The 21,219-nt window shown below is 48.2% G+C and carries 16 protein-coding genes and 1 riboswitch; of the genes, 8 read left to right on the forward strand and 8 right to left on the reverse strand.

The window, feature by feature from the left end; all coding sequences use genetic code 11:
• Positions 1-691: 691 nt before the first annotated feature.
• From HPS57_RS04670 to HPS57_RS04690, 5 genes are all read right to left on the reverse strand, one after another.
• Positions 692-2,203, reverse strand: coding sequence for a hydroxymethylglutaryl-CoA lyase-like TIM-barrel protein (locus HPS57_RS04670; protein WP_172181388.1), 1,512 nt, complete (start codon positions 2,201-2,203; stop codon positions 692-694).
• 61 nt (positions 2,204-2,264) lie between these two features.
• Positions 2,265-2,879, reverse strand: a complete 615-nt coding sequence (leuD, locus tag HPS57_RS04675; RefSeq protein ID WP_172180695.1) for a 3-isopropylmalate dehydratase small subunit — start codon at positions 2,877-2,879, stop codon at positions 2,265-2,267.
• 95 nt (positions 2,880-2,974) lie between these two features.
• Positions 2,975-4,366 carry a 3-isopropylmalate dehydratase large subunit gene (gene leuC, locus HPS57_RS04680; protein ID WP_172180697.1) on the reverse strand — a complete coding sequence of 464 codons (1,392 nt, stop codon included), beginning with the start codon at positions 4,364-4,366 and terminating at the stop codon, positions 2,975-2,977.
• A complete protein-coding gene (locus HPS57_RS04685) occupies positions 4,347-4,775 on the reverse strand; it encodes a PH domain-containing protein (RefSeq protein ID WP_172180699.1) in 429 nt (142 codons plus the stop codon). Before HPS57_RS04685 ends, leuC begins: the two co-directional genes overlap by 20 nt.
• Before the next feature lie 104 nt (positions 4,776-4,879).
• Positions 4,880-6,385: a 2-isopropylmalate synthase gene (locus HPS57_RS04690; RefSeq protein ID WP_172180701.1), complete on the reverse strand. Its 1,506-nt coding sequence runs from the start codon at positions 6,383-6,385 to the stop codon at positions 4,880-4,882.
• A gap of 385 nt (positions 6,386-6,770) precedes the next feature.
• A riboswitch (cobalamin riboswitch) is annotated at positions 6,771-6,967 on the forward strand.
• A gap of 61 nt (positions 6,968-7,028) precedes the next feature.
• Between HPS57_RS04690 and HPS57_RS04695 the strand changes: the two genes are divergently transcribed.
• From HPS57_RS04695 to bamJ, 6 genes are all read left to right on the forward strand, one after another.
• Complete coding sequence (locus HPS57_RS04695; RefSeq protein WP_172180703.1) at positions 7,029-9,023, forward strand: TonB-dependent receptor plug domain-containing protein; 1,995 nt, start codon at positions 7,029-7,031, stop codon at positions 9,021-9,023.
• Positions 9,024-9,052: 29 nt separating this feature from the next.
• Positions 9,053-10,195 carry a DUF5074 domain-containing protein gene (locus HPS57_RS04700; protein ID WP_172180705.1) on the forward strand — a complete coding sequence of 381 codons (1,143 nt, stop codon included), beginning with the start codon at positions 9,053-9,055 and terminating at the stop codon, positions 10,193-10,195.
• Entirely contained in the window at positions 10,182-11,318 is a 1,137-nt protein-coding gene (locus HPS57_RS04705) for an ABC transporter substrate-binding protein (protein ID WP_172180707.1), read from the forward strand. Before HPS57_RS04700 ends, HPS57_RS04705 begins: the two co-directional genes overlap by 14 nt.
• Entirely contained in the window at positions 11,306-12,277 is a 972-nt protein-coding gene (locus HPS57_RS04710) for an iron chelate uptake ABC transporter family permease subunit (RefSeq protein WP_172180709.1), read from the forward strand. Before HPS57_RS04705 ends, HPS57_RS04710 begins: the two co-directional genes overlap by 13 nt.
• A gap of 84 nt (positions 12,278-12,361) precedes the next feature.
• Positions 12,362-13,912, forward strand: a complete 1,551-nt coding sequence (locus HPS57_RS04715; RefSeq protein ID WP_172180711.1) for a glycine--tRNA ligase — start codon at positions 12,362-12,364, stop codon at positions 13,910-13,912.
• Positions 13,913-13,923: 11 nt separating this feature from the next.
• Positions 13,924-14,538 (forward strand): BamJ family beta-barrel-assembly machinery protein, encoded by a 615-nt coding sequence (bamJ, locus tag HPS57_RS04720; protein ID WP_172180713.1) that lies wholly within the window; start codon positions 13,924-13,926, stop codon positions 14,536-14,538.
• 713 nt (positions 14,539-15,251) lie between these two features.
• Here the strand turns inward: bamJ and HPS57_RS04725 are convergent.
• The 3 genes from HPS57_RS04725 to HPS57_RS04735 all read right to left on the reverse strand — a co-directional run bounded on the left by HPS57_RS04725 (position 15,252) and on the right by HPS57_RS04735 (position 17,965).
• On the reverse strand, positions 15,252-15,848 hold the full coding sequence (locus tag HPS57_RS04725; protein WP_172180715.1) for a hypothetical protein: 597 nt from the start codon (positions 15,846-15,848) through the stop codon (positions 15,252-15,254).
• Positions 15,849-16,190: 342 nt separating this feature from the next.
• Positions 16,191-17,168, reverse strand: a complete 978-nt coding sequence (locus HPS57_RS04730; protein WP_172180717.1) for a DUF4435 domain-containing protein — start codon at positions 17,166-17,168, stop codon at positions 16,191-16,193.
• Positions 17,169-17,251: 83 nt separating this feature from the next.
• On the reverse strand, positions 17,252-17,965 hold the full coding sequence (locus tag HPS57_RS04735; protein ID WP_172180719.1) for an AAA family ATPase: 714 nt from the start codon (positions 17,963-17,965) through the stop codon (positions 17,252-17,254).
• A 134-nt stretch (positions 17,966-18,099) separates the two neighbouring features.
• On the opposite strand from HPS57_RS04735, the gene HPS57_RS04740 reads away from it, so the two are divergent.
• A complete protein-coding gene (locus HPS57_RS04740; protein ID WP_172181390.1) occupies positions 18,100-18,981 on the forward strand; it encodes a DMT family transporter in 882 nt (293 codons plus the stop codon).
• A gap of 108 nt (positions 18,982-19,089) precedes the next feature.
• Complete coding sequence (locus HPS57_RS04745) at positions 19,090-21,207, forward strand: cation:proton antiporter (RefSeq protein WP_172180721.1); 2,118 nt, start codon at positions 19,090-19,092, stop codon at positions 21,205-21,207.
• The last annotated feature ends 12 nt before the right edge of the window (positions 21,208-21,219 follow it).

The following is a 21,219-nucleotide window of genomic DNA, read 5'->3' on the forward strand; positions in this document are numbered from 1 at the left end:
GGATTGACGGTTTCTTTCTTGTACCCTGACTTTCATTGCCCCTTCATCAGGAAGGGTGAAAGTCGCTTCTCTTGTACTACTTGTCTGTATTGCAAATCTTTCAAAGAACCGCTTTCTCAGCTGCCTCGCAGGGAGGCGTTTTTCAAAAGCGAGTGCAAAGGTATAGCTTTTTCACCAATCTCGCAAGAATTCCGAGGGATTTTTTACAGGAAAAGGCATTTTTTGCGCCTTTCGTTGATTTAAATTAACGAATACGGAGGGGCACACATTATAATATATTATAGAGGAAGGGTATATTGATACAGCATGATACAACGGGAGGAAGCATGAAAAGGCATGAGGTGGAGGGGAAAAATGGAGGGGGAAATGGAGGGGAAACATAAAGAAACGGAAGATTCTTTGCCGAAACAGACAATAATGCAATTGAGTTCTACATATCTTTATCACTCAGCCTAACAGTTATAGGGATATGCCTGATAATCAGCAATATATTGAGCTTAACCTCAACACTCGAATACATTCTCTTTGGAGTAAAAAGAAAAAAATAATCTTTTCCTTAACGAAAGGTAACAGTTTAGGCAATAAAAGGTTATGGTTTAAATAATAATAGGTAACCTTTTATATGGCAAAAGGTTACCTATTGCAAAACACTGATAAACAGCAGTTTGGACATCACATTACAAGTAGATGGCTATATTGAGTTCTCGATTTGGTTAAGCATCTTGATTGTTGCGTTTATGGCAGCCTGTGTCTGGTCGGCATCGAGGGCGCGGGTGCGGAAGATGCGGTTCTCATCCTGCCACGTGATGACTGTCTGCACAAGGGCATCGGTACGGCCGCCGGGAGGAATGGTGACGGCATAGTTGAGAAGGTCGGGCAATGAGTGGCCGAGTTTGTCGCGATAGATGCGGCGCAGTGCCTTCACGAAAGCGTCATACTGGCCGTCGCCGGTGGCTTCGCCCGTGAATTCCTGACCATTGATGCTCACCTTTAGCGACGCCAAAGGCTTTATGCCATAAGCCAAACTGACCATATAGCCGAGTAGCTTCACCTTATCCTCTTCCTCGTGGGCAGTGTGTTTCAGCACATCGGAGACGATGAACGGCAGATCTTCTTGAGTGACAACCGCCTTACGGTCACCAAGTTCCGTTATACGTTTCGTTATCTGCCGTATCTGTTCCGGCTCAAGTTCAAGTCCAAGTTCCTGAAGGTTCATCTCGATGTTCGCCTTGCCGGAGGCTTTTCCAAGAGCATATTCGCGCTTTCTTCCGAAGCGTTCCGGTGTCAGGTCATTGCAATAAAGGCGGTCCTTATTGTCACCATCGGCATGGACTCCAGCCACCTGTGTGAAGACATTCTCTCCCACAATAGGCTGGTTTGGTGCGACAGAGATACCGGAATACGACTCCACAAGGCGCGAAATTTCATTGAGCCTGTCCTCGCAAATGCTTGTCTTCACTCCCAGTTGGTCGCGCATAATCACCTGCACCGAACTGAGTGGTGCGTTTCCGCAACGCTCGCCAAGCCCGTTGACCGTGACATGCAGACCGGCTGCTCCTGTCAGCACTGCTGCCAAACTGTTGGCTACGGCGAGGTCATAATCATTATGCGCATGGAAATCGAAATGTGTTTCGGGATAACGTTCAAGCATTGTGCGGAAGAATTCCATCACCTGCATAGGGTTAAGAACTCCCAATGTGTCTGGCAGCATGAAGCGCCTGATGCCGCAGTCCTTCAGCCCTTCCATCATTTGAAACACATAGTCCGGCGAATCTTTCATACCGTTTGACCAATCTTCAAGGTACAGATTGACCTCCAAACCTTTGGAATGGGCATACTCAACCTCACGACGGATGTCAAGAATATGTTCTGCCGCCGTCTTTCCAAGCTGCTGCATGCAATGCTTCAGCGAGCCTTTTGACAGAAGGTTGATGACCTTTCCGCCACAATCAGCTATCCAATCGACAGACCTTCCGCCGTCGACAAAGCCGAGAACCTCCACCCTGCCAAGGGCATTGGTCATCTGCGCATAACGGCATATCATTGCCACAGCAGTCTTTTCGCCGTCGGAAACTCGTGCCGACGCTACTTCAATGCGGTCGACATTGACATCCCTGAGAAGCATCCGTGCCACCATAAGTTTCTCATGTGGCACGAAAGAGACTCCGCTGGTCTGCTCGCCATCGCGGAGCGTAGAGTCCATTATTTCTATGAAATTCCTATTCACAAACCGATGAACAAATATTAGTTAATCCTGACAGACATCATTTCTTCTCAAAGTTCTCTATCTTGTCCGTGTTCGACAGCAGGAAATCGATGTCGTCATAAGCATTCTCAAGACAATATTTCTTATAGGAATTTATCTCGAAATGCTCGGAATTGCCTGTCGTGAGGTTTGTCACCGTCTGATTAGGCACATCGACCTTGACCTCCGCCTGCGGATTTGCGGCGATTGTGTCAAACAGCTCCTGCTGGAACTCCTTTGTGACAATGACCGGAAGGACGAAGCAGTTGAGGAGATTGTTACGGTGGATGTCGGCAAAAGAAGACGAAATCACCACACGGACGCCATAGCCGGCGATTGCCCATGCCGCATGTTCACGGCTTGAACCGGAGCCCCAGTTCTGTCCGCCGACAATGATCTCGTGGCAGCCCTCATGAGGAGCTTCAGAGAATTCCGGCTTGTTCATCACGAAATCCTCAACTACGTTTCCGTCAGCGTCATAGCGCAAGTCGTGCATGAAAGCGTCACCGAAGAACTTCGGGTCACGCGTTGTGCTTGCGAGGTAGCGCGCAGGGATGATAAGGTCTGTATTGCAATTGTCTATTGCGACAGGGATGCAAGTGCTCTGAATTATGTTGAATTTTTGCTTTGCCATAAATGGTTGTTGTTGTGAGTTGGAGAAATTTCGTGATGCAACATGATGAAAAATGTTGCATCATGTTGCATCACAATCCTCTCAAAAACTTTTATTTACAATTTCCGTGGGTCGGTTATCACGCCAGTGATGGCAGATGCTGCGACAACAAGCGGCGATGCAAGCACTGTGCGTGCACCGGGACCCTGACGGCCGACGAAATTTCGGTTGGAAGTTGAGATTGAAAGTTTGCCTGCAGGCACCTTGTCCGGATTCATGGCAAGGCAGCTTGAGCATGAAGGCAGACGCAGTTCAAAGCCCGCTTCCTCAAGGATTTTATCAATACCCTCATCGATTATCTGCCGGCGAACAAGCCATGAGCCAGGCACAAGCCATGCCACGACATTCTCAGCCTTCTTCTTTCCTTTCACCACAGAGGCAAAAGCGCGGAAATCCTCTATACGACCGTTGGTGCAAGCGCCGAGGAAACAATAGTCGACAGGTGTGCCCTCCAGCTTCTGTCCCGGTTGGAACTGCATGTAGTCGAGCATGCCAAGGAACTGTTCGCGCTCCTCTTCGGCTATCATTTCAAGCGAAGGAATGCACTCGTCTATGGCGATTCCCGCACCAGGATTTGTGCCGTAAGTTATGCGCGGAGCGATGTCCTCCGCCTTATATGTAACCTCTTTGTCGAACACTGCGTCATCGTCCGAGTACAACTCTTTCCATTTGCTTACGGCACTCTCCCACTCTTCGCCCTTCGGAGCGTACTCGCGCCCTTTCAGATAAGCAAATGTTGTCTCGTCAGGAGCTATGAGTCCGGCGCGCGAACCCATTTCTATGGAGAGGTTGGACAAGGTCAGGCGACCTTCCATGGACATGTTGCGGATTGTCGAACCGGCATATTCCACGGCATAACCTGTCGCTCCGGAGGTTGTCATCTGTGCCATGATGTACAGTGCCACATCCTTTGCCGTTGTGCCTTCCGGCAGTTCTCCCTCCACATTGATGCGCATTGTTTTAGGCTTTGACTGCAGGATGCACTGTGAGGCAAGCACTTGCGCCACCTCACTTGTGCCGATGCCCATGGCAATAGCTCCCACTGCGCCGTGGGTGGAAGTGTGGGAGTCACCGCAGACGATTGTCATTCCCGGAAGTGAGAGAGCCTTCTCCGGACCGACAACGTGGATGATGCCATTATCCTTTGTGCCCATTGCGAAGTGTCTGATGCCGAACTCCGCACAGTTTGCGGCAAGTGCCTCCACCTGTTTCCTGCCCACCGGGTCGTCGATGCGCTCCTGTTGGTCGGAAGGAGTGTTATGGTCAGGCATTGCCACGACATGGTCGGGACGAAAAACCTTTATGCCTTTGTCGCGCAGAGTGTCAAAAGCCTGTGGCGATGTCACCTCATGAGCGTAGAGGCGGTCTATATAAAGCTGTGTAGGGCCGTCTTCCACGTTCTGTACGACGTGTGCGTCCCAAATCTTGTCAAATAATGTTTTTCCCATATAATGATATATTTATTTCATGAGAGCATATCCCTTGTATGTCTTTTATGAAGCTGATTTTATCCTTAGGCGATATGACCACCGAACCATTGCGAAACTTCAGCTCAAGCCTGTCCAATGAGGCAGCAGGGGAAGACAGCATGGTATGCGTTAATGTTATAGACAGAATGTAATCGATATGGAATCTTTCCGAAAAGAGAAATCCACATTGGACAACCAAATCCTTTCCGTCAATTATATATCTTATGCCAAACAACATTGTCATTATACAGACTAATATGGCAATGACTATGCAAAAGAGAACAACTGAGAAACCGGAATACAGCATCGATGCCATAGGAATCAAAGTGAGTCCTGATATGATAATGACAAGCCATGCATCGACCTTGGATTTATAGACCTTCTTCATTTCGCTTGATTTTCTTGTCCTGCAGGCAGAGTGGCACGCATACTGCCTGTTTGTTTTGGTTAATGTTGTCGGTTCTGTCAATATTGATAATACTGACAATATTTTTACTTGAACTTATTCACACAATCGATGTAAGCCTCAACGGAAGCCTTCACGACATCAGTGTCCGCACCGAATCCGTAGTAGACATGGCCGTCGTATTCCACCTGCATGTGTACCTTGCCGACATCATCAGAGCCTTTCGAGATTGCCTGTATGGTGAACTCCTTCAGCACCATCTCCTTCATGATAATCTTCTTCATCGCCCTAATCGCGGCATCGACAGGGCCGTTGCCCGTAGAACAAGCCTCAAACTTCTGTCCGCTGATGTCAAGTCCGATGGAAGCAACACACTTTGATTTTGCATCCATTCCCGTCGTAACCTGAAGGAAATCAAGCCTTACAGCATGGGCATTGGCACGGTCAGCACCTGCAAGGACAAGGATGTCATCATCGTTCACCTCCTTCTTCTTGTCGGCAAGTTTCAGGAATTCGGCATAGACCTTGTCCAATCGCTCGCCGTCAAGCTCCACACCGTTGACCTGAAGACGGTGCTTCAAGGCGGCACGGCCGGAACGCGCGGTAAGGACAATGGCATTGTCATCGATGCCCACATCCTTCGGGTCCATAATCTCATACGTGGAGACATTCTTCAAAACACCGTCCTGATGTATGCCCGAAGAATGGGCGAAAGCGTTTCTTCCCACCACCGCCTTGTTAGGCTGCACCGGCATGTTCATCAGAGAGGAGACCATGCGCGATGTCGGATAAATCTTTGTCGTGTTGATGTTGGTCTCTATGCCAAGCTCCGGATGAGTCTTGAACGTCATGGCAACCTCCTCAAGCGATGTGTTGCCGGCCCGCTCACCTATGCCGTTGATTGTCACCTCCACTTGTCGCGCGCCTCCAAGCACACCTGCAACAGTGTTTGCGGTGGCCATTCCGAGGTCGTTATGGCAATGGGTGGAAAGGATTGCCTTGCCTGCAGAGAAAGCATCAACGTGCTCATAGAGATACTTTATCTTCTCCTGATATTCTCCTGGCAGTCGGAATCCCGTCGTATCAGGGATGTTGCAGACTGTCGCGCCTGCCTTTGTCACAGCGTCGATGACACGCGCAAGATACTCATTGTCAGTGCGTCCCGCGTCCTCCGCATAGAATTCCACATCCTCCACATACCTCTTCGCATACTTCACGGCAGCGACAGCCCTCTCGATGATTTCCTCCGGAGTGCTGTTAAACTTATATTTAATATGTGAAGGCGATGTGCCGATACCGGTATGTATGCGCTTGCGCTTGGCATACTGCAAAGCCTCGGCAGCGACATCGATGTCCTTCTGCACAGCACGTGTCAGCGCACATATCGTAGGCCATGTGACAGCCTTACTGATTTCTATAACACTGTTGAAATCACCCGGACTGGAAACCGGGAATCCCGCCTCAATGACATCAACTCCCAATGTCTCAAGCTGCCTTGCCACTTGGATTTTCTCAACGGTGTTGAGTTGGCAGCCCGGCACCTGCTCGCCGTCACGCAAAGTAGTATCAAATATGTAAAGTCTATCGCTCATTTATCTTTCAAAGTTTCAATTTTACACCTTTTTACCTAATTCTGTTGCAAATTTACAATTATTTTCTCACATACACAAGCGATTTGTAATTTTTATTATTAAGACAACGAATTTTAGTAATAACGGCAAAAGAACTTGACAAATTAATACGCATCTGAGGATAAGTAAGGTGTTTCAAAACTCTCCAACCGCCCTTAACTGTCATAAGCCATAAGGAAATTTACCGACATAAAAGCATTTAACACGGTAAATGACATAATGGAAGGTAACATTTTGCAAGCAGGCAATCCGCTTTGGCAACATTTTGACCAACCTCGCATTTACAGCCACGACACTACAACCTATCCAAAATACAAGCCCAAACGTTCATTTAACAATGTTTTCTTGCATAATTCAAGGAAAGTATGTATCTTTGTGGCGGATTTTGCAATGGAATCAGGTGAAAGTCCTGAACAGTCCCGCTGCTGTAATCTCTGTTATTGCCGCTTTCCATAAACCACTGGCAACCACTCTTTGTGCAGATGCCGGGAAGGGGAATGCGGAGGAGAAAGTCAGAAGACATGCCATTTCCATCAGGGGCTGCAGCCCGCTCGTGGGTTAGGGGCTATGGCCGAAACCAATGTTCAACAATACGAGGAAAGGGATGAAACCACTAAAACCGCTGGCATCACTGCTGGCAGGCATAACGGTCTGCGGCAATGCTGCAGCGCAACAGGATACAGGAATTGCAAAGGAAGACACGTTGGGCACTGTCAATGTCGTGTCAACATACCGTGGGCGCGATGTGCGCAGCACAGCTCCGGAATATTCCATTGCAACTGCCGATTTCAGCAAACTCGGCGTGACAGACATCAGCAGTGCGCTGAACAAAATGCCCGGAGTCACCCTCCGTGACTATGGTGGTGCAGGAGGAATGAAGACTGTAAGCGTCAGGGGATTCGGAGCGCAGCATACAGCGGTCGTCTATGACGGCATATCGCTGAGCGACTGCCAAAGCGGGGAGATTGATGTCTCACGCTATTCCATTGACAATGTCTCGGGACTGTCGCTGACAGTGGGAGACAATGAGGACATTTTCCAGCCTGTGAGGAACGTTGCGTCACCTGCCGTGCTGAACATCAGGACGCACCGCATGCCGTCGGAAGACCTCAACACTCACCTGACAGCGCAACTGCGCACCGGTTCGTGGGGCTATGTGAGCCCTTTCCTGCGCATAGAGAAGAATCTGACAAGGAAATTCGGGATAAGTGCTGCCGGAGAATACATATATACGGACAACGATTATCCATACACTCTTGTTAACGGCATAGAGACAACGCATGGCAGAAGGCAGAACAGCCGCATGAAATCCGGACATGGAGAGCTAAACCTCGCTTACCGTCCTGACAGCAGGAACCAACTGACAATGAAGCTGTACTACTATGACAACAGCCGTCAGTTGCCGGGAGTCGTCCACTATTATGTGAACGACAACAAGGAAACTCTGCGTGAGCAGAACGCCATAGCACAGATGGGTTGGAGGACCTCCTTCACAGAGAAACTGCGTCTGGCTTATGCAGCAAGGTTCAGTTATGCGATGAGCGACTACAAAGACCCCGGGTATCTTGACAACATCATGGACCATAAGTACCGGCAGCGTGAGGCGTACACATCGGTCTGCCTGCTCTACACTCCTACCGAGAGATGGGCATTCGACTACTCTGCCGACTATTCCTTCAACAATTTCACGGGCAGTGATGTTGAGACCTACCGCGACCCGTTGCGCCACACCATCCTGCAGAGTGCCACCGGGAAATATTCCTACGGCAGATTTTCTGCCATGGCAAGGCTGATTTACTCCTTATATTATAATGGAGCGTCAGAGGGGGCAAGCGCTCCGGACATCAAACATCTGTCGCCGTCCGTGTCACTCAACCTGCAACTCCTCCCCGAAGAGGAACTTTTCCTGCGTGCTTCGTATAAGGACATATTCCGTGCTCCTTCGTTCAACGAGCTTTATTACAAGCATTATGGCAGCACAACCTTGCAACCGGAAAGGACGAACCAGTTCAATCTCGGCATAACATGGCGGCACAAATACGGCAGAGGAAGTGAGTTCAGCGTCACCGCCGACGGCTATTTCAACCATGTCAAGGACAAAATCGTGGCAATACCGTTCAACATGTTCATCTGGACAAACATCAATATGGGGCGTGTGCGGACACTCGGACTTGACCTTACGGCAAACATCACGCAGCGACTGGGAAGGCTTCACACACTTACCTTTGCGGGAAACTACACAGCACAGTCTATCAGAGACCGCACCGACAAGGAGTCGCCATACTACAATCTGCAGATAGCCTACACTCCAGAACATATGGGCAGTGTCTCCATTGCATGGGAAAATCCTTGGACAAACCTGTCCTTTAACGGAACAATGGTCACCGAACGCTGGGCGACAAACAATCACCTGCCGACAACAATGCTTGACGCATACAGCGATTGGGGCATCACCGCATGGCGTGACATACGCCTGCCAAAAGGTTCCCTGCAACTGCAACTGGACGTGAAGAACATCTTCGGCAAGCAGTACGAGATAGTGCGGAACTATCCCATGCCGCAACGCAGCTGGCAGTTCACTGTGAAATATACGTTGTAAACATAATTAATAAAAACAAATAAACAAACATGAAGAAATTTTTCTATCTTTTGACAGCTGTCTTCGCACTGACAGCCTGCAACACAGGCTCGGACTATGATTACGAGCCTGGTCCTTACTACCTCACTGAAGGAGTATTTATTGTCCAAGAAGGCAATTTTGGCAACGTTAATGGTTCTATCGGCTATCTCACCTACAACTACGCCGACATAAACCAATGGACAATGAACCAGGACATTTACTATTCTGCTAATGGCACCGGTCTCAAAGGCACCATCAACGATGCAGCCATCTGCGGGAACAGAATCTACATCGTAGGAACAGACGAAAAGACAATCTTTGTCGCAGACAAGACTTCAATGGTGGAAGTCGACAGAATAAGGCTTGAACATGACGGAGAAACATTCAAGCCACGGCATATCGTTGTAAGCAACAACGAACTGTTCGTCTCAACTTTCGAAAAGAAAATCTTTGTCATCAATTCCACCAACAACACCATCACCAAGACCTATGACTGCGGAAGCTATTCTGAAGGTTTGGCAATAGCCGATGGCTACCTCTATGTTGCAAACTCTAATTATGCACAGGGCAACTCTTCTATCTCAAAGATAAACCTTGCTACCGGCACTCATGAGGAAATCAAGACCCCAGAGATGAAAAATGTTGTGGACGTGCAGACTACTATGGGACGAATCTTCTATCTTGACTCTGGAACTTATGATGACAAGGAACCACATACACAGAAAGATTACGGCATCTATGAGCTGAAAGGAAAGAATTCCATTTTGGTTCTTGCTGCAACAGAGATGTGTATCAGTGGAAATGTTATTTTGGGCATAAACAACCCACATTCATACCCTTCCACAGGGACAGCGGAATTTTTCGCATATAACATCTCAAGCGGAAGAAAGAACATGCTAACAGACGGCAGAGACATCAGCCATTTGGAGCCAAACAAAATCTCCCTTGACCCTGTTTCCGGATTGGTGTACATCACTTGCCTCTCTAAAAATGCAGGAATACCGCAGTATCAAGACTATGGATTCTGTGCTGTATATGGACTTAACGCGGATGCTTTTGCAAACACCTTGACAGGAAACCATCTCAAAACATTCCAGTGCGGTGTCGGTCCTACTTATGTTATTCCAAACATCAAATATGTCCAGAACTAAACATCTTATCGCAATCATAGCAGCGGTGCTTGCCTGCCTCACTTCTTGTGGGGGAGGAGGCACCGCTGACTCTCTTGAAGGAGCAGAGGTCATCAGCATGAAATATGCCCGTCTGCTCACTCTTCATGAGGGGGAAGGCTTCGTCCTTGCGGAAATAAAGAACCCATGGGACACGACAAAGATTCTCCACCGCTACCTTCTCGTGCCTAAAGGCCGCGAAAAGGAACTGCCGGAGCATCTGCCTACCGGAGACATCGTTGGCATTCCGCTGACACACAGCGTATTCTCAGGCTCCGTACATGTCAGCCTTATCGACAAACTTGGCGCATATAAGAGTGTCTGCGGCGTCTGCGACCTAAACTTCATGAACTTGGCAAAGATTCATGCTGACGCGGAGAAAGGCTGCATCAAGGACTGTGGTTCGAGCTTGTCACCAAACATTGAGAAAATAATCGACACCGCACCGGACGCCATCCTCCTCTCCCCTTATGAGGACAGCGGCTCTTACGGCAAGCTGGGCAAACTCGGCATTCCTCTTATCGAATGCGCCGACTACATGGAAAACCACCCTCTCGGCAGCGCGGAGTGGATGCGATTCTATGGAATGCTCTTTGGCAAGCAGGCGGAGGCGGACAGCTTGTTTGCAGAAATAGAGAAAGACTACAACCAACTGAAAAGTCTTGTGAAAGGAAAGAAACGCCCTACCGTGGTCACTGAGAAGAAATACGGCTCTGCATGGTATGTGGCTGGAGGAAACAGCACCGTAGGCCGGATGCTTGCAGATGCAGGTGCGGACTACATTTTCAAAGGAGAAGAGGCGTCTGGAGCACTTCCTTATTCACCCGAAGTCGTTTTTGACAAGGCACAGCAGGCACAAATATGGCTCATAAAGTACAACCAGGCGGAAACCTTGTCCTACCCTCTGCTGGCTAAAGAATGGACTAACTATGCAAGGATGAGTGCGTTCAAGAACAAGAACATCTACACTTGCGAACTCGGAAAGACCATGTACTACGAGGAAACGCCATTCCAGCCAAACCTTCTGCTTAGAGACTACATCAAAATTTTCCACCCTGAGGTGCTCAAAGATTACTCAATGAGATATTACAAATGCTTAGAATAACCCTTTGCATCGCATTGCTTGCTGCCCTTTCCTTGGCAAGCCTGCTCTTCGGCTCTGTCGAAATTCCTGCCGGACAAGTGATCGATGTGCTCACCGGAGGACAGGCAGAAAAAGACAGCTGGACATACATCATACTCGAATCACGCATCCCCCAGACCATAACAGCACTGCTTTGCGGAGCGTCATTGGCAACCTCCGGACTGCTCCTGCAGACAACTTTCAGGAATCCTCTTGCCGGTCCGTCAATCCTCGGCATATCGAGCGGAGCGTCATTGGGCGTCGCTATTGTCACCCTCCTTGGCGGCGGTGTCCTCTCCGTAGTGACAGCGGCATTCGGAGGAGCTATGGTCATAATCGCATTACTCATTGCGATAGCTGCCGTTGTCAGAAGCAACATGACACTACTCATTGTGGGAATAATGGTAAGCTACCTCACCTCTTCTGTTGTCTCACTATGCAATTTCTTCGCAAGTGCCGACAATGTCCAGGCCTTCGTGTTTTGGGGCATGGGCAGTTTCAGTGATGTCAGTCTGCAACAACTGCCCACCTTCGCACTGTGTTGCGGCATCGGAATCCTGATTTCCATAACACTCGTGAAGCAACTCAATGCTATTCTTATCGGTGAGGACTATGCGCAAAGCCTCGGAATCAATGTCCGCAGGACACGCTGGGTGACATTCCTCGCCACAGGCATCCTTACTGCTGCAAGCACTGCATTCTGCGGCCCGATAGCATTCGTAGGACTTGCCGTGCCGCACATCGCACGATTCATCACCGGAACATCCAACCATAAGGCACTGCTCCCAGCCACCATGCTCTGCGGAGCAGCCATAAGCGTGGCGTGCAACATGGTCTGCGTACTGCCCGAAAACCTCATCATACCGGTCAATGCCATTACTCCTATCTTCGGAGCACCGGTAATTATCTATACATTATTTATAAAAAAAGCAAAAAGGTAACGCTATTCGGGAAAAAAGCATTAACTTTGCATTCGGATTGTATTATCTTCGCAACAGATTGTAAATTAAAACTAAAGCATAAATATGGCACAGGAAGATGTTTTCAAAAAAATAGTAAGCCACTGTAAAGAATATGGCTTTGTATTCCCATCATCAGAGATTTATGACGGACTCGGCGCTGTCTACGACTACGGTCAGAACGGTGTGGAGCTGAAAAACAATATCAAGCAGTACTGGTGGCAGTACATGGTGCTCCTGCATGAGAACATTGTGGGCATCGACTCCGCTATCTTCATGCACCCTACAATATGGAAGGCGTCAGGACACGTTGACGCTTTCAACGATCCTCTCATAGACAACAAGGACTCAAAGAAGCGCTATCGCGCCGATGTCCTTATCGAAGACCAGATTGCAAAGTATGAGGAGAAGGTGGAGAAAGAGGTAGAGAAAGCCCGCAAGCGCTTCAAGGAGAATTTCGACGAGGAGCAGTACCGCGCCACATCACCAAAGGTTGCCGAGCTTCTCGCAAAGCGTGACGCACTGCACGAGCGCTACCAGACAGTCATGAATGCCGAAGGAGGCATTGACCTCGAAGGCATGAAGCAGATAATCATCGATGAGGAGATTGCATGCCCTATCTCCGGCACACGCAACTGGACAGACGTTCGCCAGTTCAACCTCATGTTCAAGACAGAAATGGGTGCCGCTGCGGAAGGTGCATCAACCATCTATCTCCGTCCGGAGACAGCACAGGGCATCTTCGTGAACTACCTCAACGTGCAGAAGACAGGGCGCATGAAGCTGCCATTCGGTATCGCACAGATAGGCAAGGCGTTCCGTAACGAGATTGTCGCACGCCAGTTTGTCTTCCGTATGCGCGAGTTCGAGCAGATGGAGATGCAGTTCTTCGTTAAGCCGGGCACAGAACTTGACTGGTTCAAGGAGTGGAAAGAGCGCCGCATGGCATGGCATCAGGCTCTAGGATTCGGCGCAGAGAACTACCGTTTCCACGACCATGACAAGCTCGCCCACTACGCCAACGCAGCGACAGACGTAGAGTTCCACATGCCATTCGGCTTCAAGGAGGTTGAGGGCATCCACTCACGCACAAACTTCGACCTCTCACAGCATGCGAAATTCTCAGGCAAGAAGATTGAATACTTCGACCCGGAGACAAACGAGAGATTCACTCCGTATGTCATCGAGACATCTATCGGTGTTGACCGTATGTTCCTTTCAGTGATGTGCCACTCTTATGAGGAGGAGAAACTCGAGAACGGTGAGACACGTACAGTACTCCACCTCCCGGCAGCTCTCGCACCTGTGAAGCTCGCTGTGTTCCCTCTCACAAAGAAGGACGGCCTTCCTGACAAGGCGCGCGAGATTATCAACGACCTCAAGTTCCACTTCAACTGCCAGTACGAGGAGAAGGACCAGATTGGCAAGCGCTACCGCCGTCAGGACGCTATCGGCACTCCTTACTGCGTGACCGTTGACCACCAGACCCTTGAGGACAACACTGTGACACTCCGCCACCGTGACTCCATGGAGCAGGAGCGTGTCAACATTGCAGACCTCCGCAGCATCATCGAGGACAAGGTAAGCATCTCAAGCCTTCTCAAAAACCTGAAATAAGCAAACGCTTAATGAAAAAAACATTATATTTCATGCTGTTCATCGCAGTCTCACTGCTGTCATCATGCAGTGAGACTGACGATGAGAACACAGAGTTCGCTGACTGGCAGAACCGCAACGAAGCATATTTCATGGACAAATATGCCGACATTCTGGCAAAGAAAGCTGCCGGAGTGACCAATGTCGACACAGTGCGCTGCTACTCAAAAATACCCGGAACAAAAGTCCCGACTGACTTTATCGCCGTGGAAAAGCTCACAAACGGCACTGGAACAGGAAGTCCTATCCAGACAGACTCTGTAAGAATCCACTACCGTGGCTACCTCATGCCATCCGACTCCTACCAGACAACGATGGACGACGGCACAATCCTCGGCTACCAGTTTGACTCCTCATGGGCCGGAGACTATGACCTTGCACTCATGAATCCATACAAAGGAGTCACAGGATCGTTCATTGACGGGTTCACAACAGCACTGCTCAACATGCGCGACGGTGACCGTTGGAGGGTGTACATCCCACAACAACTGGGTTACGGCTCAGGAACATCGGGAAGCATCCCTGCATTCAGCACCCTTGTGTTTGACATCACTCTCGTGAAACATTGGCCCAAAAAGTTGAAATAAAGCATACAGCAAATGCCATTATTAGAAGATATTTCTTGTAATGGCATTTTTGTTTTTACCAATGCCATACGAAACTACCATCAAAGCACCAAATTACGAAACACCATATATAATAATATGTAAGCATGTTAAAGAACACTGCGAATTGCAATACAGCCTTTTGCCATATCGAAATTCACGGTGCAAAGATAATAAATTTGACATCGAAATCCAAACATCATTGGAGTATAAACAGGGATATGTAATGGAAAACAGAGTCACACGCCACCCCTTTTGTTTTCCAACACATTCAGAATCGTTTTTGACGAATATTCAAAACAAAAAGCAAAAAAGAAACAATAACTTTAATGTGAGTTCGACGAATTTGCAACCATCCGGCAAAATGAAGAAAAACGCTATCAAAACACCGTGAAACGGTGGCTCTTTGTTAACTCGGTATGCTGCCCCAAGCAGCATGCCGGGTAATATAGGCACTCCGACAGCACCGTAAGACGGTGCCTCACAGTATCTAAACAGGCAAAATAGCGGCTCTTCAGGGTGAGGCACCGTTTTACGGTGCAGAATCACTTGTGAGTGACAACCGCGCATGTAGGCTACGCCTCCATACGCGGTTACCGAAGAGCCACCGTTTCACGGTGCTTTGATGACATCTTCTTGTTTCAACAGGTAGCTGCAAATTCGTCGAACTCACGTTAACTTTATAGTCTTCTTTTTCAATTAATAACTTTTAGTTTACCAGTAAATCTACCTATAATACGGTATGTCTCACCAGCAGTATTATCATCATTTTTAAGATTGTATGAAATTGTATATTCCCCAACCTTTGAATCTCCTTTCAGAAATTGCAATGATCCATCTAATGGTATAAATTCATCATGTGAAGGAGGTATGCTTAAGCCAGCGATGCCATAAGACTCAAATTCGGAGTTTTCCAAATAAAAATCTCTAAGTTCTCCACTCCAATAGAAAGAGTTATATATATTGCCCAAATCAACTTGATTCAAGACAACAATCTTATATTCCTTGCCAATGACAGGAAAATTCTCATCAGTATGGCATCCTATCAGGATCAGCCAAAAATTCTCAGAATCCTTTTCTTCACTATCCCGTAGAAACATTTGAAAGTAGCATACGCCCTCTTTAACTATAAAATTGTTATCAAGCCCTAATGGAAGAAACCAGTATTTATTAGAAACACCTTCACCAATTGTTGTGTATTGTAATAAACCTTTATTATTTATAACCGCTTCTCCATAGACAGCTTTATGATTTAGAATTTCTTTTTTTTCACAACTTGATAATGCTGTCATGAAAAGCATTGTTAATAATAAAATACTTAAGCTATGTTTCATTCAACAATCTCCTTCATTAGTAAAAAACACATGTTGCCCAAACTTTCCATATTTATGGATTAATCAATTTACTGCAAAGATAATGCTTTATTTTGATTTTCCAACAGATTCCGGAACTTTTTTTTGACGAATCTTAAAGATAAAAGCAACAGGTTATATTTTCACATATTATACTTCGCAAAACAAAAGGTAACCTTTCACAATGCGAAAGGTTACCTTTTACCATATAAAGTGTTACGCTTTACACTGTAAAAGGTAACACTTTGCCACGCCCATCGTTATTCACTGTTTTCCAGGCGATTACGTAAGGGGATTTCGTTCAAACACCTCTTCAAACTGTCGGATTATCTGTTGGAATACAGGAGAGCCAATATAGCCCGTATTCTTCTTAAGCATGGAAGAGATGTTCTCAAGCGAATTTGTATAGCACGACATCTCGTTGTTCATCTGAGTATGGTGCTGCGCCTGGTTGTGAATCTCACGCTCACGCTCCCTTATAAGGCTGTCGCACACATTCTTGACAAGAGGTTCCACAACCTTGTCCAAAAGGTGGTGGCCGTGGATGTACAGATAAACTGTGCCGGGAGTGACACCGAGCCGCTTCAAGTCCTCCCTCACGCGTGGCACTTCCTTAGCCAAGTCCGGATAGGAGTTGCGCAAAATGTTAACACGCTGCTGGCATCTTGCACGCAATCTGCCGACAAGATAAGAGGCATTGCCCATTTTCAGTGTCCCGGTCGCTATGACATTGTTCATGTCCGTTATTGTCATCACATCGAAACGGCTCTTCCTGTACAAGGTCACAGACCAGGAGAACAAGGGCCATATCGCCTCGGAGTATTCGCGCAGGAAAGCCTCGAAATCAAAAATCCTATGGTCGTTGAGCGTTGCCATGACGCAGACATTATGCAATCCGCCGGCATAGCACAGAAGATTCTCTATGGCGTATGCCATGGTGTGGAACACATAAGGCGTGCCGAGCATCATCTGCGAGCTCTCCGTCATACCCTGCATCAAGTAGTCATAATCGGCATCGACACAGGCAATCATGTCCTTCCCCGTGTTCTGCAGTATGCTTTGGAGAGCCGTCCTCTTGCCTCTGCCAAGGACATCCTTGCCGTTGCGCGCCTTTGTAGGCAACATGATTTCAAAGTAACGCTTGCCGTTCTCAAACCGGCTGAGGACGGTACGCCAGAAAAGTATGTCGTCATAGCTCTCGACATAGGCAACAATCCTATGCCTGGCATCCTTGGACCGCAACGCATTGGTGGCGGTCATGTATTTGGATGATATGTGTTGGGTTATTCTCACAAGTCTCGTGTAAAGATTCTCCTAAACAAGCAACATTGCAACAGACTGTCTCACGCATTGCCGGAAGCACTGCCACAGACGGTGATGTCGCTCACTTCTGTCACTTTGTCAAGCCACCCGTTCATGATTATTGCAGGCGAATGGGTGCTCATGATTATCTGAGCATTGGGATTCAGGCGGCGTATTGTCTCTATCAGCACCTGCTGCCATTCGACATGCAGCGAGACTTCCGGCTCGTCCATGCAAAGGATTGTATGGTCGCCGTCCTCCAGGAGCACTGTCATGAGTATGATGAGCATCTGCTTTTCCCCACTGCTGAGCAGGCAGAGATCCAGAGCCTCCCCCCATTGTATCAGCTCTACCCTGTCCGCACTGCGGTTGATTGTCTTCCCTGTCGCTGCGAAAAGTTCATCGACAATGTCACAGAAAAGAGCCCAACGGCTGTTATGCGGATAATGGACTATGCGTTCCTGCAATTCATTAAGATTAATGTCGAACTCACTGCGCACGTCAGGCGTAGAGATAATGTCGAACTTCAGCAGTGTGGCGTCCTCAGGATATGTCTTCAGGATGACACCACCTGCCGAATCCTTTGTAAGAGTCTTCACCCCACTGATGACATGCCGCAGGATTGTGCTCTTGCCTATGCCGTTGGCACCACTAAGGACATTGACCTCGGGGTCAAGAGTCCACAGGATATGCTTGCGTCCTCCCCAAAGTCGGGGAATCTCCACTTGGCAAATGTATTCAACGTATTTTTCCATAGATTTCAGATTTTTTATGTGGCAAATATACAACTTTTTCCTGAATCTTTTGTAATTTTGCACAGAAATTAAACTTTATTGCATATTTTATTGTGACAAAAGACACTCGCACACACATAATTGCCCATTTGTCCATGTTCATGGCATGTGCTTTCTGGGGGCTTATGGCTCCGTTGGGCAAAGACGCCATGACCCACGGCATCGACGGCATTGACATGGTCTCTTTCCGTGTCGCAGGAGGTGCACTGCTGTTCTGGCTGACATCGCTTTTTGTCAAGCATGAGCATGTTCCGGTGAAGGACAAGCTGATGTTCGCAGGCGCAGGCCTCTTCGGCATCGTCACCAATCAGTGCTTGTACACACTCGGACTGTCCATCACGTCGCCTATCAACGCAAGTATCGTGACGACCTCGATGCCGATTTTCGCCATGATTCTTTCCGCTCTGATACTCAAAGAGCCGATAACCGGCAAGAAGGCATTGGGCGTGCTTATGGGATGTTCCGGCGCACTGATACTTATCCTCACCTCGGCAAGCGCGGTAAGCGACAAGGTCGGTGACATACGTGGAGACCTTCTCGCACTCGGAGCACAGTTCTCCTTCGCGCTTTACCTCTCGCTTTTCAATCCATTGATAAAGCGATACAGTGTTTTCACTACAAACAAGTGGATGTTTCTCTATGCCACACTGTTCATCCTGCCGTTCTCTTTCCCTCATGTCGCTGCGATAGATTGGGCGAATGTGCCGACAAAAACATGGCTGGAGACCGGGTATGTTGTGCTCTTCGGAACATATTTGGGATATATCTGCACCATGATAGGACAGCGGACGCTGCGCCCTACGGTGGTTTCTGTGTATAATTACGTGCAGCCTATAGTCTCGGTAGTTTTTTCATTGATACTCGGACTTGCCGTGATGCAATGGTCTCACGTGCTTGCCATAACGCTCGTGTTCTCAGGTGTATGGCTTGTGACGAAATCAAGGGCACGCGCCGACAATGACAAGAAAAAGCAGTAATGACTGCAACAACCTGATAATACAGACACTTATGGGAAGCGGAGGAAACGGCAGAGACAAGAATTTCTCCTCTACAGGCTTTCCCGATTGATAATCTCACGAATGCCAATGCCTTACCTGACACAATATTTTCCGATAACAGACCCCACGATGATATTCCTCACCGTGATGCTTATAATCCTCCTTGCGCCGATTATCATGGGAAAGTTGCGCGTGCCGCACATCATCGGTATGGTGCTTGCAGGTGTCGCTATCGGCAAATATGGCCTGAACATCATCGTGCGGGGCGAGTCGTTCGAGATATTCGGCAATATCGGACTATATTATATAATGTTCCTTGCAGGTCTCGAAATGGACACGGAAGGACTGAAGAAGAATGCGCGCCGTGTGCTCATCTTCGGCTTACTGTCCTTCATAATCCCGTTTGTGCTGACCTATTTCACCTCGGTGGCGTATCTTGATTACAGCCCGATGTCCGCACTCCTGTTAGGATGCATAATGTCATCGTGCACCCTGATAGCTTACCCTATCGTAGGACGATACGGCATACAGAGACGCAAGGTCGTGACACTCTCCGTAGGTGCTTCCATGCTCTCACTTCTGCTGTCGCTCATTGTCCTTGCTGCGTTGACAAGCGCATACCAAGGTAACGCCGGTGACCCTCTGTTTTGGATTCTCTTCCTTGCTAAATTCGTAGCATACTGTGCTGCAGCTTATTATGCAATCCGTTGGATTACTGTCTATTTTCTGCGCCGTTACTCAGACGCTGTGATGCAGTTCATATTTGTGATTGCTGTACTTAGCTCTTCTGCTGTAATGGCAAGTCTCGTAGGGTTGGAGGGGATTTTCGGAGCGTTCTATTCCGGGTTGGTGCTTAACCGCTTCATTCCGAATGTCTCTCCTCTCATGAACCGCATCGAGTTTATCGGCAATGCCCTATTCATTCCGTATTTCCTCATCGGCGTGGGAATGCTGATTGATGTCAGTGTGATGTTTGAAGGCGGCAACATTCTGTTGGTAATTTTCATTATGGTTGTCTTCGGCACCCTCGGAAAAGCCATTGCGGCTTATGCATCCTGCCTTGCATTCCGCATGCCATGGTCGGCCGGCAACATGATGTTCGGACTGACTTCTGCCCATGCAGCCGGAGCAATAGCTATGGTTATGGTGGGAATGAAGATGGAGGTTGGCACGGGAGAATATCTCATGGACAACACATCCCTGAACGGTGTGGTGATGATGATTCTTTTTACTTGTGTCATAAGCACCATTGTAACAGAGCAGGCATCAAAGCAGATTGTCATACAGGACAAGCGACACCGCATAGTGGAACGACAGGAGGGTGATGACGAGAAGATTCTGATTCCTGTGAAATATCCTGAGACATGCGACACACTCCTAAGCCTTGCCATGCTCATGCGCAATAGGAAACTCAACCGTGGCATCATCGCCCTTAACGTTGTCTATGACGATGACCGTGCCGCATATAACCAAAAGCAGGGACAGGAACTGCTGGCGCATATCACAAAGACAGCTGCTGCCGCAGATGTGAGAGTGCAGACGCAAGTGAGGCTTGCGACAAACATAGCCAACGGCATCAAGCATGCTTTCCGTGAGTTTGACGCTTCAGAGATTATCATGGGACTGCATATCCACCAAGAAATCACAACACGTTTCTGGGGTGAGTTCGCACAAAGCCTTTTCAACGGACTGAACCGACAGATTATAATCACCAGATGCGTACAACCGCTGTCGACATTGCACCGCCTGCAGGTAGCTGTGCCGTCACGTGCAGAGTTCGAGCCCGGCTTCCACCGCTGGGTGGAGCGTCTTGCAAGAATGGCCGGAAACCTTAACTGCAGGATTGTGTTCCATGGACGACATGACACATTGCAGCATATAACGGAATATATCAACACTTACCACACCAGTGTGAGAGCACAGTACTCCGAAATGGAGCATTGGAACCATCTGCCGACTCTTGCCTCACAAATCACCGATGAGGACATGTTCGTCATCATAACAGCACGACAAGGAACAATTTCCTATAAGAATGCGATGGACAGGCTGCCGGATGAGCTGTCCTCTCATTTCAAGGGACACAACACAATGATTATATTCCCTGATCAATATGGCAAATCTGACCTTATGACATTTACAAATGCACAGCATACAGAGCAGAGCTCGGCTTATGACATGCTACGCAAACTGCTGACAAGAAAATAGTCCTCGGACTTA

Origin of the sequence: Palleniella intestinalis, from assembly GCF_013166595.1 — a bacterium.
Lineage (GTDB): Bacteria > Bacteroidota > Bacteroidia > Bacteroidales > Bacteroidaceae > Prevotella > Prevotella intestinalis.